Origin of the sequence: Acinetobacter sp. SwsAc6 (assembly GCF_013391565.1) — a bacterium.
GTDB classification, from domain to species: Bacteria; Pseudomonadota; Gammaproteobacteria; order Pseudomonadales; family Moraxellaceae; genus Acinetobacter; species Acinetobacter cumulans.
This window is the reverse complement of sequence record NZ_JACAXE010000007.1, coordinates 71,198-89,745: the sequence shown is the minus strand read 5'-3', so window position 1 is coordinate 89,745 and position 18,548 is coordinate 71,198. Positions and strand designations below refer to the sequence as shown.

General features: G+C 40.0%; 14 protein-coding genes. 4 read left to right on the top strand and 10 right to left on the bottom strand.

All coding sequences use genetic code 11. The annotated features are described in order from the left end of the window. The 5 genes from HYG93_RS07185 to efp all read right to left on the bottom strand — a co-directional run bounded on the left by HYG93_RS07185 (position 1) and on the right by efp (position 5,293). Complete coding sequence (locus HYG93_RS07185; protein WP_121531621.1) at positions 1–906, bottom strand: DUF58 domain-containing protein; 906 nt, start codon at positions 904–906, stop codon at positions 1–3. A 12-nt stretch (positions 907–918) separates the two neighbouring features. Beyond that, the gene (locus HYG93_RS07180) at positions 919–1,872 is read right to left on the bottom strand and encodes an AAA family ATPase (RefSeq protein WP_372658708.1); all 954 of its coding nucleotides are present in this window, start codon (positions 1,870–1,872) and stop codon (positions 919–921) included. 253 nt (positions 1,873–2,125) lie between these two features. Further along, complete coding sequence (locus tag HYG93_RS07175) at positions 2,126–2,428, bottom strand: YbdD/YjiX family protein (protein ID WP_106984723.1); 303 nt, start codon at positions 2,426–2,428, stop codon at positions 2,126–2,128. Between the two features lie 13 nt (positions 2,429–2,441). Continuing rightward, a complete protein-coding gene (locus tag HYG93_RS07170; protein ID WP_106984722.1) occupies positions 2,442–4,541 on the bottom strand; it encodes a carbon starvation CstA family protein in 2,100 nt (699 codons plus the stop codon). A gap of 182 nt (positions 4,542–4,723) precedes the next feature. After that, positions 4,724–5,293, bottom strand: coding sequence for an elongation factor P (efp, locus tag HYG93_RS07165; RefSeq protein WP_106984721.1), 570 nt, complete (start codon positions 5,291–5,293; stop codon positions 4,724–4,726). Positions 5,294–5,679: 386 nt separating this feature from the next. Between efp and epmB the strand changes: the two genes are divergently transcribed. From epmB to HYG93_RS07150, 3 genes are read left to right on the top strand one after another with little or no spacing between them, the layout of a single operon-like run. Next, entirely contained in the window at positions 5,680–6,696 is a 1,017-nt protein-coding gene (gene epmB, locus HYG93_RS07160) for an EF-P beta-lysylation protein EpmB (protein ID WP_120366476.1), read from the top strand. A gap of 14 nt (positions 6,697–6,710) precedes the next feature. Then, complete coding sequence (locus HYG93_RS07155; protein ID WP_178962122.1) at positions 6,711–8,456, top strand: GTPase; 1,746 nt, start codon at positions 6,711–6,713, stop codon at positions 8,454–8,456. Next, positions 8,438–10,609: an EAL domain-containing protein gene (locus HYG93_RS07150; protein WP_178962121.1), complete on the top strand. Its 2,172-nt coding sequence runs from the start codon at positions 8,438–8,440 to the stop codon at positions 10,607–10,609. The genes HYG93_RS07155 and HYG93_RS07150 overlap by 19 nt, the downstream gene beginning before the upstream one ends. 142 nt (positions 10,610–10,751) lie before the next feature. Here HYG93_RS07150 and rpmE read toward each other — a convergent pair whose 3' ends face one another. The 5 genes from rpmE to HYG93_RS07125 form a co-directional block, all read right to left on the bottom strand. Continuing rightward, positions 10,752–10,976, bottom strand: coding sequence for a 50S ribosomal protein L31 (rpmE, locus tag HYG93_RS07145; protein WP_106984717.1), 225 nt, complete (start codon positions 10,974–10,976; stop codon positions 10,752–10,754). Positions 10,977–11,175: 199 nt separating this feature from the next. After that, positions 11,176–11,679 carry a hypothetical protein gene (locus HYG93_RS07140; protein ID WP_137287921.1) on the bottom strand — a complete coding sequence of 168 codons (504 nt, stop codon included), beginning with the start codon at positions 11,677–11,679 and terminating at the stop codon, positions 11,176–11,178. Between the two features lie 119 nt (positions 11,680–11,798). After that, positions 11,799–12,773 (bottom strand): bile acid:sodium symporter family protein, encoded by a 975-nt coding sequence (locus HYG93_RS07135; protein WP_106984715.1) that lies wholly within the window; start codon positions 12,771–12,773, stop codon positions 11,799–11,801. Between the two features lie 175 nt (positions 12,774–12,948). Beyond that, complete coding sequence (gene gloA / locus HYG93_RS07130) at positions 12,949–13,350, bottom strand: lactoylglutathione lyase (protein WP_106984714.1); 402 nt, start codon at positions 13,348–13,350, stop codon at positions 12,949–12,951. A 195-nt stretch (positions 13,351–13,545) separates the two neighbouring features. Beyond that, positions 13,546–15,687 carry an MFS transporter gene (locus tag HYG93_RS07125; protein WP_106984713.1) on the bottom strand — a complete coding sequence of 714 codons (2,142 nt, stop codon included), beginning with the start codon at positions 15,685–15,687 and terminating at the stop codon, positions 13,546–13,548. A gap of 180 nt (positions 15,688–15,867) precedes the next feature. Here HYG93_RS07125 and HYG93_RS07120 point away from each other — a divergent pair, with 180 nt between their 5' ends. Then, the gene (locus HYG93_RS07120; protein WP_120365972.1) at positions 15,868–18,507 is read left to right on the top strand and encodes a Lon protease family protein; all 2,640 of its coding nucleotides are present in this window, start codon (positions 15,868–15,870) and stop codon (positions 18,505–18,507) included. The last annotated feature ends 41 nt before the right edge of the window (positions 18,508–18,548 follow it).

Here is an 18,548-nt window from a genome sequence, read left to right as displayed (position 1 = left end):
TTAAGCCTGCGCCAATAAAAGTTGAGCTTGGTACAACTGCGCATCCCCCAAACCGCTGCTTAATTCAGCATGGGGCAAATACATAGCATAATTCAGTTGCTGTTGCTCACACTGTTCCACCAACCCCATCATCATACTCAGCTTCTCTTCATGTGAGGCACTTGGCATGTGATTGTAGTCAATATCAATACGATGCTGATCCGAATACTGCTCAAACACTTTGATATATAGCCCCTGCCCACGTGCAACTTGCTTCCACGATACGGCCTGTAAGGAATCTCCTTCCCGAAATGTCCGTAGTTCACGAAACTCATCCATTTCTTTATCAAACTGCTGTGGATGATGTTTATTTTCCAACTCAGGAGACAGCGCCTGTGGTGCAATCCAGCTGGATTTATTTAAATATAAATAGGTCCATGCACGCACTAAACCGAAGGGATAAATCGAATAAATCTGTATATTCGGATAATGAAATTGTCCTCTTTGCGGTGCATGCAATGGTATGCGTAACTGTTGCTTCTGCTCCGTTACACACAGTTTATACAGTTGATCTTCGCAACGAATCCACAGATAGCGCGTGAGTACTTGGTTTTGGCGTATGTATACATCTAAATGAAGCACTTGCCCAACTTGGCCCAATTCCGAGACATTGATTTCCAAACGCATGCCATGTAATTGCTTAAACGTGAGATAAAAACTCATGCACAGTACAGCACTAATTAAAAAGCAAAAGCCTAAAATTAGATTGTTGGCATAGTTCACCCCTGCCACAAAAGTAATCAAAATGAGGACTAAAAATAAATAACCCTGCTGATACATAAACACCAAGACATCTTTTTGGGTCAGGGTTTTCTCACCTGTATATGCAAAGCGTTTCGTCAGCCACTTCTGCCATAAGGACGCCAAAATATTGCCTCCTTAGATTAACTTCACACGTTGCAACAGCAGTTCCGCCTCATGCTGATTTAGCCCGATACGGTGCGATGCAACCGCAGTAAAAACTGCCTGCACATCATCTGGAATCACAAAAGATCGTTTTTCAATGAGCGCATACGATTGAGCTGCACGTTTTAAGGCCAATACCCCTCGAGTTGATAATCCATGTCGGCCTTTACGGCTTTCTTCCGCCAAGTCCAAAATATAATCCAAAACTTGATCGCCCACATAAATCTGATGGACTAAGGACTGAAGCATTAAGATGTCCTGTTCTTCAAAGACATGAGCCAAAGTTGCAATCAATTGTTGGCGCGTATTTTGTTGTAAGAGTAGTTTTTCGGCATGGCGCGATGGATAACCTAAAGATAAGCGCATGAGAAAACGGTCTAATTGTGATTCTGGCAATGCATAAGTACCACTTTGAAAGAGCGGGTTTTGTGTTGCAATGACCCAAAATGGCTTAGGCAAAGCATAACGTGCACCATCGACTGTCACGAATCCTTCTTCCATCGCTTCAAGAAGTGCACTTTGTGTTTTTGGACTACAACGGTTAATTTCATCCGCCAATAGTATTTGGGTAAAAACTGGCCCTTGTTTAAACTCAAACTGGTGTTCTTTTTGGTTAAACATATTCACGCCAATCACATCACTCGCGAGCATGTCATTGGTAAATTGAATGCGCTGAAATTGTAAGCCAGCCAAATGCGCCAAACTGCTTGATAGTGTGGTTTTCCCCAAACCTGGTAAGTCTTCAAATAAGACATGACCACCTGCAAGTAAGCTACACAATGCCAATTTAGTTTGTTGGTTTTTATCTAAAATAATTTGATTAATTTGGGTTAGAAATTCTTCAATTTTCGGGTAATACAGCGCAAGTTGCTGTTCATCCAGCATTTCATTTGGCACTGTAATAGTCTTTTCTTTTCCCCAAAACACGCTTCATTCCCCAATAAAAAACGGTATGGCTTTAACATACCGTGTTTTCATCAATATGCAAAACTTATAACTCAATGATTTTTCTAATATCTAATGACATCAATAGCTATCTGTCTAATGCCAAATATATAAAAAATACCCATCAATAACGTGCGCCAATACAGCCTCTGTGTTTTTCCTATTCATATAACAGTATTTTAGCAGAACAAAAAAAAGCGCCTCGAAAGGCGCTTTTTTATCATTTAACGTGGTCTTAACAAGGACACTTCTTCATATTGCCGCCTGCTGTCGGATAGCGAGCATCCACACAGTAGCGATAAAAGGTTTTGGCATCCATGGCTTCCAAATCAGGATGGTGCTTCTTCATGTGTTCCAAATAATTTTGATAATCTGGCACACCTACCATCAAGCGAAAACTCTGCTGCAAGCGTTGCCACAAAGTCGCAATTCTTGACCAGTTTTTTGGATTCAGAATCAAATCCTTTTGCGACATGATGGTCATTTTAATGATTTTATAAATCACTGTTTTGCCACTTTTTGCAAATTTCAGATTCATCTCTGTCTCCTTATTAATGGTGATTAGATGCCACAATGTCTTTAGGATCACGGTACACAGCTTCACCCTCAACCACAGATGGTTGTGGATTTGCGAGTGCACGACGTACCACACCAATGGCTGCAAATAACATCACGAACGCCACAATCATAAAGAATGCGCACAATGCAGCATTAATTTGATTTGATAAAGCCACGGTATGCATTTCAGCCATAGTTTTTGCTGGCGCCAACAATTCATTTTTTGCTATTGCCGCATTAAAACGATCTGCCTGCGCCAAGAAACCAATTTTCGGGTTTTCGTGGAAGATTTTTTGCCAGCCAGCGGTCATTGATGTAACGAATAAGAATACTGTTGGAATGATTGTCACCCAAACATATTTTTCTTTTTTCATTTTGAACAGAATAACCGTACCCAAAATAAGCGCCATGGCTGCCAAAATTTGGTTACCAATACCAAACAGTGGCCATAAGCTATTAATGCCCCCGAGCGGATCGACCACACCTTGATAAACAAAGAAGCCCCAGCCTGCAACTGCGACAGCTGTGCCTAATAAGTTACCAAAGAAATTGTGCGAGTTTTTCACTGCAGGAATTACAATACCAACTGTGTCTTGCACCATAAAACGACATGCACGCGTACCTGCATCCACGGCCGTTAAAATAAATAATGCTTCAAACAGAATTGCAAAGTGATACCAGAATGCCATCATTGAACGGTTATTAAAAATTTCCGTAATAATGTGTGCCATACCAATCGCAAAGGTTGGTGCACCACCTGTACGTGACAGAATTGAGTTTTCACCCACTTCTTGTGCAAGTAGCGTCAATGCTTCAGGCGTTACCACAAAACCAAGTGTACGTACTGCTTCAGCCGCGCTTTCAACAGTTGTTCCAAGTACAGCAGCTGGTGAGTTAATGGCAAAATACACGCCAGGTTCAAGAATCGTTGCACAGACCATAGCCATAATCGCAACAAAAGACTCCATCAGCATGCCGCCATAGCCGATCACACGAATATCTTTTTCATTATTAACCAATTTTGGTGTGGTGCCCGAAGAAACTAAAGCATGGAAACCAGAAATTGCACCGCAAGCAATGGTAATAAATAAGAATGGGAACATCGAGCCTGCGAATACTGGCCCTGTACCATCGACAAAATGCGTCACAGAAGGCATTTTCAGCATTGGCATTGCCACCATAATACCCACGGCCAAACCAGCAATGACGCCAATTTTTAAGAACGTAGATAAATAGTCACGTGGTGCCAATAACAACCATACAGGCAATACAGAAGCCACAAAACCATAGCCAATCAGCCACCAAGTCAACTCAGTACCTGTTAGTGTAAAGAATGGCCCCCAATACGGATGCTGTGCAACATCACCACCATAGATAATGCCTGCCATCATCAGTACAAAACCAATAATCGACACTTCTGCAATTTTCCCTGGGCGGATATAGCGCATATAAATGCCCATAAAAATTGCAATTGGAATAGTGGCTGCAATACTAAACACACCCCACGGGCTATTCGTAAGGGCTTTGACAACGACCAATGCCAAGACGGCAAGAATGATGATCATCACACCCAAAGCGCCCAACATCACAATGATGCCGGCAAATGAACCCAGCTCTTGCTTGGCCATTTCACCTAGTGAGCGACCATCGCGGCGTGTAGATATAAACAAGACTAAAAAGTCTTGAACTGCACCCGCCAAGACCACACCAACCAAAAGCCAAATTGTGCCGGGTAAATAACCCATTTGTGCTGCTAAGATCGGACCGACTAAAGGACCTGCACCGGCAATGGCTGCAAAATGATGCCCAAACAATACGCCTTTGTTAGTTGGCACGTAGTCCAAACCATCATTTAAGCGATGTGCAGGTGTTAAACGGCGCTCATTGAGTTCAAATACTTTGTTGGCAATAAATAAACTATAAAAACGGTATGCAATACTATAAACACAGATTGCTGCTAAAATTAGCCAGACGGCATTTACATGCTCTCCACGGCTAACGGCCAGTATCCCAAAAGATACTGCACCTACAATGGCCACTAAGAGCCATACAATTTTCGAAACCAAGCCTGGCTTCGATTGTATATTTTCCATGTCAATCCCTCATTTCTGTTGAAATAAATCAGCTTATTTTTTCTAGTTCGAGGTACTGCTGTTTCATCCTGTGAAACTGTACTCCTGTGACTGTTGATTTCCTCTACGACTTTGGCATAAACGCCCATAAAAAAGGGATGATTTTTCATCATCCCTTCTGATAATAGTCTAAAAATTAGCTATTATGCACGTTCTAAATAGTCACCAGTACGAGTGTCTACACGAACTTTATCTTCTTGTTGTACAAACAATGGAACACGTACTACTGCACCTGTTTCAAGTTTTGCAGGCTTACCGCCACCGCCAGAAGTATCACCACGTACACCTGGATCAGTCTCAACGATTTGAAGTACAACGAAGTTAGGTGCAGTTACGTTCAATGGCACGCCGTTGAATAACATAATTGTACATTTTTCGTTAGAATCGTCTTTTAACCATTTAGCAGCATCGCTCATTGCTGTTTTGTCAGCTGCGATTTGCTCAAATGATACTGGATCCATGAAGTTCCACATTTCGCCATCGTTGTACAAGTATTCCATTTCTACTTCTACAATGTCAGCTGCTTCTAAACTTTCACCAGATTTAAATGTTTTTTCTAAAACTTTACCAGTTTTAAGGTTACGTAATTTTACGCGGTTGAAGGCTTGGCCCTTACCTGGTTTAACGTATTCGTTTTCCATGATTGAACATGGGTTACCATCAAGCATGACCTTAAGGCCTGACTTGAAATCATTCGTAGAAAAATAGGCCATGACTGGCGCACTCCAAACTTACTAACTTTAATCTATTAACGTACAAGAACGACAATGCAAACCATTTAAAATGTTGTTATTGTGACCTATACAAAAGACACGTATCTATTATTTTACCATTCTATGCCCGCAAAACGAATAAAATCAGCATAAAAAATCCGTAACTATTCGTTTGCTGCTTAGCGCATACTCGAAAAAACCCGAAAAGCTTCCCCTACATGAGGCTTCGCATTAGAATTGTGCCATACTTCGGACGAGAACCTAACAGCTTCTAATCCGAACAATTCTTAATCTAGATTTATCTTCTATACCCTCAAAGATCTTCTTTTGAAGCCCTATATAAGCAGAATCAGATCATTCATCTAGCACAATTTCAAGCACGTGGCATGATAAACTATTTATACCAAGAGCAAAACTGGCAAACCCAACTGAGCAATTTAGTGACTGATCCAGCAGAACTGCTTGAGCTATTACAACTTTCTCCAGAGCAACTCTTGTCTGGCGCTCTATTGGCCAGTAAACAGTTCAAACTGCGCGTACCTCGTGCATTCGTCGGAAAAATGCAATTGGGTAATGCATTCGACCCCCTCCTTTTACAAGTTCTCCCGCATCATTTAGAGCTTGAAGAACACGAAGGATTTGTCACTGATCCACTGGGTGAAGAGCAAGCCAATCAACAGCCAGGCGTATTACACAAATATAAGTCACGCTTTCTTTTAACGCTCACAGGCGCATGTGCCGTTCACTGTCGTTATTGCTTCCGTAGGCATTTCCCCTATCAAGAAAACCTACCTAAACAAGATGATTGGCCAAATATTCGTGACTATTTAGTAAGTCAGCCTGATATTAATGAAGTGATTTTAAGTGGTGGCGATCCATTAACTTTATCTGATCGCAAACTTCAGCTTTGGATTGAACGCTTAGAATCACTTCCACAAATTAAATTTTTGAGAATTCATTCACGCGTTCCTATTGTTATCCCCAATCGGATCAATGATGCGTTTATTTCTATTTTAAAAAACAGTAGGCTGCGGATTATTCTAGTGGTACACTCAAACCACGCATCAGAATTAGATGATTTCACTTGTAGCCAACTTTCTAAGCTGGTCAAGGAACAAATTACAGTCCTCAATCAGGCTGTTTTACTCAAAGGGGTCAATGATTCTGCCGACGTTTTAGTCGATTTAAGCTATCGCTTATTTGATGCAGGAGTTATGCCATACTATTTACATGTCCTAGACAAAGTTAAAGGTGCTCATCATTTTGATCGATCACCGCAGGACATAGATGAAATTTATAAAGCGGTTTTAGCGAACCTACCGGGGTATTTGGTTCCTAAACTAGTTCGGGAAATTGCGGGCGAGAAAAATAAAACACCGCTTTTTGGGGTTTCAACTTTTTGAGTTAAATAATAAAGATGACTAAGCGTACTTCAGACATATTTCAGAAATCGACTGAACTTAAGCTGGACCAACTCAGTTTTTGTCCTACCACTGCCAAAGGATTGCAGGAATGGCTTAATAGCGTCTCCATTTTACAATTGGGGACTTCATCTAAATCGTTATTTAATGCTTTACTTGAAATTTCTGAATTGAAATGCCAAGAAATGTTGCGATTTGACTTGGTGCAAATCCTACATCCAACCTTAGAAAATGTACTCACTAGCTTAGAAAAGCATTTTGCCAATCACAGTTTAATTACCACTGATCGGAATGACCAGATTATTGAATTGGCGATGTTGTTGCGTAGCCATTTTGCCAAAATCTATATTGATATCGCGATGCGTTGCAATACGCAGCTCAATCAACAAAAATTTTCTATTTTTTCGTTTGGTCATAAAAAGAGTCTGCAAACAGCACGTACAGCATCTATTTTTTATGCTTTGCAACAATTGGCGATGTTGTTATATCAACAACAAATGCTTTATACCACACCTATTCCTGGTCAATGGCATGCAACACATCAATTGGTTGAATATGCGATTCAAAACAATTTTGATCAAACCAATATTAATCAGCTTCTAGGTACGCAACACGACATCACCACCATTGCGCAAGTGTACTCACAGCTGATTTTATTGGATATATTTAATACCAACCAAATACGACCAGCAGAAATTCAGGGGCTATATTTATGTAGTTATGATTGGGCTAAACTCATTCAGATTCTACCGAAAGAAACCACTTTATCGCGTTATGTTGTGGACTCTAATAAAGACCATCCACCTGTATTTAATTCACATCAGGCATCACATTACACACCTGACATTTTTATTTCGACACAAAACTTACTCGACCATCTCACAGAAACACAAACTAAAAGTGGTCAGTATTTATCAAAAAATGAAAAGCTATTCCTCACGCCTGCCTTACATTTCCACATTCACAATCTATTAATGAATAATGTGGAACGTAAACATGAGCGTTATGATTACTCTGCAAAAATCAACATTTGCTTTGGCTTATCGGTTGCTCATTTTTACCTTTCTAAAGGCAAAACATTGCAAGAAACCCTTGAGCTTGAGTCAAACTATAACCTGCAAAATGAATCAAGTTTTATCAATTCAATGGATACCAACATTCAAACTTCAGTTTCGAATGCCAAAGCCCTTGATCGTGAAGCTAAACAAATTCACTCTGCTGAAGTACTCGACATTAGTGTGAACGGTTACCGTATTAAGTGGACGGGTGCGACACCAGCCAACTTAAAAACGGGTGAATTTATCTTGGTTCAAGAAAATGCACAAAGCCAATGGCGTGGTGGCGTTATCCGCTGGATTAAGCAATCAGCAGAAAAGAGCCTCGAACTGGGTTTAGAAATTTTAACGCAAGATATGTATCCATGCTCTGGTCATATCCGCACAGATCGAAATACTCATAATTATCAGCCTGCACTTTTGGTTCAAACTGCACAACTCGACCAAACCAGTACAACACTCATTTTACCTGGTTCGAATCTATTCCGCGAAAAACAAACGATTCATTTACGTTTAGGTAAAGAGGAACTTAAAGTTTATCTCACCAAGGCTCAATTGATCACACAAAGTTTCATTCGCTTTGAATACGAATTACTGAATGATCAGCAAGAGAATCTAGTGACCGAATTTATTAATAAACAAGTGAATGACACGAAAAATCACGATTTATGGGAAGCGTTGAAGTGAGAAATCCATTATTGTCTAAAAAATTAAAGCGTACAGAAACACGTCTGCTCATCATTGATGACAACCAAATACGTTTTAACCAAATACGTGATCTTCTAACTCAAAGCGAACATCAAGTTGAAGCCGTGCTACTCGATGACTTACAAGGTTTCGAAAAACAGCTCAACCTCAATTGGGATTTGATTATTTTTGGTCGTGCTTATGACTTAAAATATGAACAAGCTTTAAGCTTAATTCGACTGTCAAAGCAACCTAATCTACCGATTTTATTGTTAAAGCCGGATGACTACCAAGCAGACCAATACCCTGTTTATGTGCATAAAGGCATTTATGACATCTTAAATCTAGACTACCCAGATCGTTTTTATTTAGGTTTAATTCGCGCCCTTTCGTTCAGTCGTTTAATGCAAACACAGCAACAACTGTTAAATGAACTAGAAACAGCACAAAGCCAAGCACAATCGCTGGTTGTAGATAGCCATAAAGCATTAGCTTTAATTCAAGAAGGCATTCATATTCAAGCGAATGCAGAGTATTTATCACTGTTTGGTTTAAAGTCTGAAGATGAAATCATCGGCTTACCTTTACTCGATGTCTTACAACCTAAAGATTTACCTGATTTCAAAACACGCTTCAAAAAAATCAGCCAAGGTCAGTTTGACTTTGGTCGTTTTGAGCTTGACTCGCAAAACAGCAAACTCAGCACCAAGAATCCTTTAAAAATAGAATTCATTCCTGCTGCTGAAGATGATGCACTACAAATTGCAATTGATATCGAAAGTACAAGTGGTACAAAAACTTCGAATGATGGTTCGCAAAGTAAGCCAAATACCTATCAGCAAATAAAGCGTGCTATTACACAACAGCCATCAAATATTAATGCGTTGGTTTTATTTGCTTTGGCCTCTGCACCAGAACAAATTTTCCAGTCTGACTGGAACACGCTAAAAAGTTATTTTGAACAAGTTAAAAATTTCTTAAAAGAACAAACCAATGCACCATTGTTTAAAATTGATGGTGGTGTTTATGTTGGTTTATTCCAAGCAGAATCTCAAGCGATACTTGAATCTAAACTCATTGGTTTAAATGCACTTCGTAAACCGCAGTTATTAACCGTGAATAACAATAGCTACCCACTCAATTTACGTTTAGGTTATAGCGTTTTAGAGCAAGAGTTACGAGATGAAACTGTCTTGGAACAATGTGTTGAAAAAGCATTCTTGACTGAGTTACCTCAAAATCAACCTGCACCAGAACTGGAACTTTCAATTCCAAGTCTAGAGTTTGCACCACAATCTCCAGCGGTAACTCTCGAAGCTCAAGCAACAGAAACACAAATACCAAGCGTACAATTCAACACAAGTATTGAAGAACTTGCGCCAATTTCAGCATTGAATGAGTCGCCTATCATTAAGGCACTTCGCACTTGTTTAGAACGTGGTGAAATTCATCTTAAATATCAGCAGCTATACGATAAAGATGACCAGAACATGTACACCTATGAGGTGACCAGTGGTTTTATCTACGACAATAAATGGCGCGATATTTCACAACTCAAAGAACTGGCTGAAGACTCAGAATTATCCATTAAGCTCGATCGTTGGATTATGGTGGAATCATGCAAGCAATTACATAATTTCATCACCCAATATCCTGAAGCAAAATTAATTATTAACTTGAATAAAGAAATCTTACTCAAAGACCGTAGCTTCCCTGAGTTTGTTGCCAAACTGTTGACGATTATTCGTAGTAAGCAACAACATCCTCTGATTTTACAGTTTTCAGAAGATGATATTTATCAATCTCTTGCAGATGCTCAAAAAGCAATTATTGAACTTCGTCGTCATGGCGCTGAAATCGCCATTCGTGATTTTGGTCAATCAATGTTTAGTGAAAGCCTATTAACTCAAGTTGAAGCGAATTGCTTAACATTGCACCCTGAATTAACGCACATGTTAAATTCAGATAAATTATGCGAAGAACTCCAACTCAAAATTGTTGCCTTCAGAGATATTAAGCCCGTACAAATTATGTTACGTGGTCTTAATGACATGACACTGTTTGCCAATGCTTGGAATGTGGATGCACGCTTTATTCAAGGTGATTACTTCCAGAAAAAATTGGATCACTTGATTGATGTACAAGATCAATAATCATCCTCTACATTTAAGTTAAAACCAAAAAAGCCACATTCAATTGAATGTGGCTTTTTTATATAAAGCACCATACGTCAAATGCAAAATACTGGACATAAAAAAAGCAGGCAAAATGCCTGCTTTTTTTTGGTTTTGGGTATTAACGTTTGATAGAACGTGACATACCAGCAAAACGTTGCTTGAACTTGTCGATACGACCGCCAGTGTCAACGTTCTTTTGCTTACCAGTGTAGAAAGGGTGGCAAGCTGAACATACGTCTAGGTAGATAGATTCTTTACCTAAAGCTGAACGAGTTTCGATTACGTTACCGCAAGAGCAAGTAGCAACTAATTTTTCGTATTTTGGGTGAATATCGGCGCGCATCGTCGATTACTCCATAAAGTTTAAGAAGGTTTTGCTGTCATCGCAATTGACCACTCTCCTACAAGGAGGAGGAAGTGCCTAAAAGGCAGATCAACACCATAACAGACCATTCTTTTGGCCCACCGAGACGGATACCGTCAGAGCTAAGCACAACAAGTTGGGACAAATTATAGCTGATTTTTTACTGTTAATAAATAGCTCATTCTGACTGAATGACTTTCTTCTGTGCTTTTGCTTGCTCTGAAATTTGTTTAAATTTCATCTCTACACTTTGCTGAAAAGTGTGCTGGTCAAAATGATTCAAGCGCTGAATTAATACAGGACAATAAGTCGCTGAATCCACTTGCTGTAGAGATCTGCTCATCATTTCCAGTGCTTCTTGAAACTGCTGCTTAACGTCTGCATCTACAGGTGAATTAAGTTCCTCTTCTTTAAATAATTCTTCATCATGATTCAAATTAAGCACAGAGATTGCACCCTCTTTGGCGGCCTTGAGCACTTTTACTTTAGCGCCCGTATAGGCTTGTTCAAGTTCAGAATTGAGCTGTGGCTGTTGATCACGGCAAAAGTCCAGCATCGGCTGCAGCGTCAACAAAGGCATCTTTACGATAAGATCTCGATTCACTCTTAGTGTTAAATCATCAGCTATACACACTGTACTGTAGCTGAGAATTAAAAACAGTCCAGCTATTCTTGTTTTCATTTTATCCATTCTGTTCTTAAATTTTAGTCATAGACAACACACTCAGTTTACATGATCCATTAAAAGACTCGATACCTTCCGAGTCTTTTAATCACTTAAACTATTAGATTCAATGCAATTTATTCAACACCACGACTCTGCTTTGACCATAAATTGGCAATTACACCGCAGACCATTAGCTGGATTTGATGGAATATCATAATTGGCAATACGATCATTCCTAATGGCTGACCAATAAATAAAATCTGCGCCATTGGCACACCACTGGCCAAGGTTTTTTTAGAACCGCAAAAGAAAATAGTTTTTTGATCTGCACGATTAAAGCCCATCCAGCGTGGTACATACAGTGCCAATAGCATAATGAGCGTGAGTAGCACAGAACAGGCCAGAATCAGTAGGATTAAGGTCTGAGCACTCACCTGTTGCCACAAGCCTGCTACAACAGCACTACTAAATGCACCATAAACCACCATTAAAATTGAGCCTTGATCAAACACTTTTACAATCTTCGGCATTTTTTTCATATAAGGGAATACATAAGGTCTTAGTAATTGCCCCAATACAAATGGAACCAAAAGCAATAAGGTAATTTGCACTATAGATGCAGTCGGATCAAAATTATGTGTGGTTTCACCTAAAATAAAAAAACTTACTAATAGCGGGGTAATAAACATCCCTACAATATTGGAAAATGAAGCACTACATACGGCACCTGCGACATTACCCTGTGCTACAGATGTAAATGCAATCGAAGATTGCACTGTAGAAGGTAAAAAGCACATAAATAAGAAGCCCCAATACAGCTCCTGCCCTAACATTGGTACCAATAACGGTTTACACAGCAAACCAATGATTGGAAACAACGCAAAAGTAAATGCAAAAACAACACCATGCAACTTCCAATGCATTAATCCTTCTACCACAGCTTCACGCGATAGTTTGGCGCCATGTAAGAAAAATAAAACCGCAATTGCAACTGTCGTGATCGTGCCAAAAATTTCAGCAGCTTGTCCTGAAACGGGCAAAAAAGTGGCCAAAACCACCATGATAAATAACAGTACTGTAAATCGGTCCAACGCCAGCATCTTCAGCATGTCCGCATCCTTTCAATGATTTATCTATTTTATTTAGCTGAGATCAGCTGTTAAAAAGCCCAGTAAGCCTAGAATTTACCTCTGGGTAAAAACCATCTTACTGGGCTTTTCTATTGAAACTGCATTTTCATGCGTGATGTTCAATATTTTGACTGTATTTCAAGCATCTTTCTGATTAGTTATTACGCGCATTGTTGTCTTGCTGAATCAGTTCAATTTTGTAACCATCTGGGTCTTCTACAAATGCAATGACTGTCACGCCACCTTTCATTGGACCCGCTTCACGAACGACATTACCACCACGCGCTTTAATTTCTTCACAGGCTTTATACGCATCATCTACTGCAATTGCAATATGACCATAGGCATTGCCCAATTCATAGCTCGCTGTATCCCAATTATGCGTTAACTCAAGTACTGTATGGTTTTCTTCACCACCATAGCCTACAAATGCCAAGGTAAAACGCCCTTCTTCATAGTCACGTTTACGAAGTAAAGTCATACCCAGCACTTCAGTATAGAACGCTAACGAACGTTCTAAATTGCCTACTCGCAACATGGTATGCAACATACGCATCATCATTTTCCTAAATCTTAAATTATTGTTGAATACTATAGGGATTTAATCCCCAAAGTTCAATTTTAGTCGCAAAGCTTATACAGTTCATTAACTCACTCAATATGCTATTTTTTTGTAAAAAATCATGCTCATTCAATCTTAAAAAACCCGCGAAATTATCGCGGTTTTTTTTAATCAAACTATACTCAAAGTCTATTGCGTGGTTTTTTGTTCATGTTCTTTGAGCAATTTTGCAACCCAAACCACTAAAAACAAAATTGGAATACCAATTAATGCAGTCATTAAGAAAAATTTTGGATAGCCAATATTGGTCACGATCGTACCCGAATAACCGCCTAAAATTTTAGGTGTTAAGGTCATTAAAGAACTGAAAATTGCATACTGCACTGCCGTAAACGATACACTGGTTAAGCTGGATAAAAATGCAATAAATGCTGCCCCAGCCAAGCCAGAGGCTAAATTATCCACAATGATCGCAAAGTATAGCCACATTGAACTATATGACTTAATCACTTTACCTTTCAGCTCAACCCAGCCATTTTCTGCTTGCGCCAGCTGTATTGGTTGTACATCTACACTAAGCACCCCTGCCATATTGGCAACAGTATTAACTTCATAAGCATGTGTTTGTGTAGCAATAATACGCTCAGCATCCAACAGCTGTACTTCAACTTTGTGGCTAGCCGATTCAGCCAAGGCTTTTCCTGGAATCGTCGCGGTAAAAATACCTGCTTTGTCTAATTTAGCTTCAAAGGTTTGGCCATCGAGTTGCACCTGCAGTTTTTGTTGCTCATTTAGAGCATGCGCTGTTTGACCACGCACCACAATGCTATTTTGGCTTTCTTGCGCATTAACCACATTGTCTGCCGTAATCGGAAATACGAGTAATGCCTTGTTTGCTTGATCATTAAGATATGGCATCTCTACTGTTACAGCGCCACTTTTATCTTGTACATAAGTTGCACTCACGTGTATCGCCTCACCAGAGCGCAAATCAGCAACAGGAACTTTTTGCGTCCATGCACCCGTTTCATCTGCCTGCACTTGATAGCTTTTACCACCAGCCTGTACAGTAACTTCACCGAGTGGCTGACCTGATTTTACCAAACCAATAAAAATTAAATTGGTCGAACTGGCTAAAATCGCCCCTACAAACATTAATTTCATAATGTTCATACGCTGTGCCAGTAAGCCTCCTAAAAAGCCACCGACCAAGCTAAAAATAACACCATAGACTTTTACCGCTTCAGCAATTTGCTCTTTACTGAAATTTAAGTCTTGGTAAAAGACATTGGAAATAACACCGGCAATAATGTCTGAAATACGGTAGAAACCAATCAAAAGTAATAATACCAAAGCCAGTTTCACACCATAGCGTTTAAAAAAGTCCGCAACAGGATTGACCCAAGTTTCATAAGCCATTTGCTTGTTTACTGCACCAGCTTTGACTAAACCTCCACCCACCAATAAAGCCATTGCCCCAGAACCAATAAAACGTATAGATTCCAAGCCAAAGAGTAACAATGAATCCTGTATCTCAAACTGTGTTTTCAGTGCTTCAACTGCATTCCCTGAAAAAATATAGCTAAGTACAAAACTGACCACAGCCACAAAAAATACAGCAACCAAACGGTAGTAATCAAAGCGCTGATAATTTTTATGGATACGTTCTACTTGTGGCTCACGAATCACTAAGGTCGTAATAATCCCCACAAGCATGACAGCGGCCATAGCAAAATAGGTCGTGCGCCAAGCCTCATATATATAATTACCTTTAGCCGTGCCCAAATAAGCTGCTAAAAATAACGCACCAGCACCAGCAACAATCATACCAATGCGATAACCCGCATTATAGGTAGAAGCTAATACGGTCTGCATTTCAGTTTCTGCCAATTCAATACGGTACGCATCAATCACAATGTCTTGTGTGGCTGCCGAAAAGCCCAAAAGTACTGCGCCTGCTGCCATTTGGTAAATATAACTCTGTCCAAGTGCAGGATCCGACAACGCCATAATGGCAATAGCACAGATAATCAGACACTGAGCAATCAGCAACCAAGCACGGCGACGCCCCATTAATTTGGTCAATACAGGCACTGGGAGCTCATCAATTAAAGGTGCCCAGACAAATTTAAAGGAATAACCTAAAGCGGCCCAACTAAAAAATGTTACGGCGCTCTTATCAATGCCCGCCTCACCTAACCACAGTGACAAGCTAGAAAATATCAGCAGAATTGGAATACCTGCCGAAAAGCCTAAAAACAGCATGATCAGCGCACGTTTATCTAGAAATGCGGTAAATGCCGCTTTCCATCCTGAAGCTTGTGTTGTCATTACATTATTTTTGTCTGAAAATGAATGATGCTATTCAAGCGCTTAATCCGCTTGGTTTCAACCAAATTTATAAAATCTGTACGTAATTTTGTCGAGAAAATCAGCCATGTTGCTTGATCTTTTCAGGCATTTCTGTATACCTTTAAATTCTGCCGTTATTAATATGTTTTGGATTCAACAGTGACCAAAAAACTCGAAACTCTTCAATCTTCTCTTTCCACACCCACTGCTAACCAAAACGAAGTGCCAGAAGCTAAAAAAATAATCAGTGTTTTTGATCAACCAGAGATTCAAACTACCTTGAGCAAAACTCAGCTTCAATTTGAACAACTGACTTATTTAACTGACCTGAAAAAAATTCCAACATCGACCAAACGCTTAAAACCCTTAAATAATTTTTTAGGTCAAGATCGTGCCCGTGCTTCAGTAGAAGCAGGAATTGCATTGCCTTATTCTGGCTATAATATTTTTGCTGTAGGTACGGCTGGTCTAGGCAAACGCACCATGATTAAGCGTTTGCTCCAACAGCACGCTAAAACGATGCCTACGCCAAATGACTGGGTCTATGTCAATAACTTTCAGGTACAACGCCAACCTTTGGCATTAAAACTACCTGCAGGTCAAGCACCTAAGTTTCAAACACAATTACATCAAACGTGGCAGACCATTTTAAAGCAACTTGAACGTCGCTTTACCGCTGAAACTTATCACAACAATATCGAACTGATTCGTCAACGGACAGGTGATGAACAGAATTTAGCCTTATTTGAGCTAACCAAAGAAGGTGAAGATCTCGACCTTAAACTCATCACTCAAAATGATGAACATCACTTTGTCCCAATGCATTTTAAAGACAATAAAATGCAAGAAATGTCTAAAGAAGAGATTCATGCACTCAGTAGCCAACAACGTGCGGAAATCTCTGCCAATATTCGCTACATGGACAAAAAGCTGGATCGCCTTGGCCTACATTTAGGCGATCTAGAAGATGATGCTCGCGATAAAGTTCAGCATTTAAATCGTGATATTGCCAAGCAAGTGGTCATGCCTCGTATTGAATCAATGCTCAATAAATTTAAAGAAGTTGAAGGCCTTGCCCAATATCTAAAACTGTATGCAGAAGACATTATCGAAAATGTAGAAATCGTTTTAGAACAAGAAGAAGACGATTTCCGACCAGGAATTTTTAACCGTGTGCCAGCGCGCTACCAAGCCAATATTGTGGTAACTCACAAAGCGAATGCAGGTGCTCCTGTCATTTTTGAAGACTTCCCAACCCATTACAATTTATTGGGTCATGTCGAGCAACTGACTCAAAATGGCACCATCACAACAGACTTTACCTTAATTCGACCAGGTGCTTTACATAAAGCCAATGGTGGTTTTTTAATGCTTGAAGCTGAGCAATTACTTGAACAGCCTTATGCATGGCAAGGATTAAAACGCGCACTGAAATCAGGTCAACTCAAGCTGTCTTCTCTGGAGCACATGCTCACACTTACAGGTAGCATTTCGATTGAGCCTGCTGCCATTCCGCTCAACATTAAAGTTATTTTACTGGCTGAGCCTGAAATTTATTATGAAATTTTAGAACTTGAACCAGAGCTTGGTAGCGTATTTAAAATTCGTGCGGACTTTACCGACACGCTACAGCGTAATGATGACAATGAACATGCTTATATGCAGTTAATTGCAGACTATGTACAGTCGGACAAATTACTTCCATTTGATCGTTCCGCATTATCTGCACTCTTAACAGATTCAAGTCGCCAAGCCGAAGACCAAAGTTCACTGTCTTTACATGCACTGACTTTGGGTGACTTAATTCGCGAAGCACACCACCATGCAGTACAAGCCAATGACAGCATGGTCACAGAACAGCACATCAATACGGCGCTCGACCATCGTAAATATCGACTTGGCTATTTACGCGAGTTGTATTGGCAAGACTTAACCCGTGGTACGCAATTGATTGAAACGCGTGGCCACCGTTTAGGACAAATTAATGCTCTTTCGGTCATTCAATATGCTGATGTCGAATTTGGTCTACCCTCACGCTTAACCGCTTCAGTTTATCAAGGCGGTGGCGATATCCTAGATATTGAACGCAGTGTTGAACTGGGTGGCTCATTGCATGCCAAAGGTGTTTTGCTCATGTCGAGCTTCCTCAAAGCTCACTTTGGTCGCGAACAAACACTCCACTTCTCAGCTGCCTTAGCTTTTGAGCAAAGCTATGGTCAAGTTGATGGAGACAGCGCTACCGTAGCGGAACTCTCTGCCTTAATTTCTGCGATTAGCCAGCTCCCAATTGATCAATCTTGGGCAATTACAGGCTCTATGAACCAATTGGGTCAAGTACAACCCATTGGTGGTGTAAATGCAAAAATTGAAGGTTTCTATGATGCATGTAAATTACAAGGTTTAACAGGACAGCAAGGCGTCATTATTCCACGTCAAAATATGCAACACTTAATGCTCCGTAAAGATGTGATCGAAGCTGTACAACAAGGTCAATTCCATATTCATGCCATCGACAATATTGCACAAGCCTTAGAAATCCTCATGGCGCGTCCTGTCGGTACGCTCGATAAAAAAGGCCGTTATAGCAAAAATTCGATTTTTGCTGCTGTTATGGAACAACTTGAATACTGGCAAGCAATAGAAGATGGCGCAGCTTTTGAGGAAGAAGAAGACAGCAAAAAAAAGAAAAAAAAGAAGAAAGACAAAAAAAAGAAAAAGGCTGAACTCAAAGCGCAACAACAAGCAGATGCTGAAGTGACTTCTTCGACGGATGCAAATGCATCTACTGAAGAAAAATAATCATCTAGCAGACACAAAAAAAGCGCCGTTTATCGGCGCTT

Coding starts and splice junctions, on each gene's coding strand:
- HYG93_RS07170 (WP_106984722.1), bottom strand. CDS start 4,541: ATGGAAAATATACAATCGAAGCCAGGCTTGGTTTCGAAAATTGTATGG.
- HYG93_RS07150 (WP_178962121.1), top strand. CDS start 8,438: ATGGGAAGCGTTGAAGTGAGAAATCCATTATTGTCTAAAAAATTAAAG.
- HYG93_RS07125 (WP_106984713.1), bottom strand. CDS start 15,687: ATGACAACACAAGCTTCAGGATGGAAAGCGGCATTTACCGCATTTCTA.
- HYG93_RS07175 (WP_106984723.1), bottom strand. CDS start 2,428: ATGAATCTGAAATTTGCAAAAAGTGGCAAAACAGTGATTTATAAAATC.
- HYG93_RS07155 (WP_178962122.1), top strand. CDS start 6,711: ATGACTAAGCGTACTTCAGACATATTTCAGAAATCGACTGAACTTAAG.
- epmB (WP_120366476.1), top strand. CDS start 5,680: ATGATAAACTATTTATACCAAGAGCAAAACTGGCAAACCCAACTGAGC.
- HYG93_RS07135 (WP_106984715.1), bottom strand. CDS start 12,773: ATGCTGAAGATGCTGGCGTTGGACCGATTTACAGTACTGTTATTTATC.
- efp (WP_106984721.1), bottom strand. CDS start 5,293: ATGGCCTATTTTTCTACGAATGATTTCAAGTCAGGCCTTAAGGTCATG.
- gloA (WP_106984714.1), bottom strand. CDS start 13,350: ATGCGTATGTTGCATACCATGTTGCGAGTAGGCAATTTAGAACGTTCG.
- HYG93_RS07140 (WP_137287921.1), bottom strand. CDS start 11,679: ATGAAAACAAGAATAGCTGGACTGTTTTTAATTCTCAGCTACAGTACA.
- rpmE (WP_106984717.1), bottom strand. CDS start 10,976: ATGCGCGCCGATATTCACCCAAAATACGAAAAATTAGTTGCTACTTGC.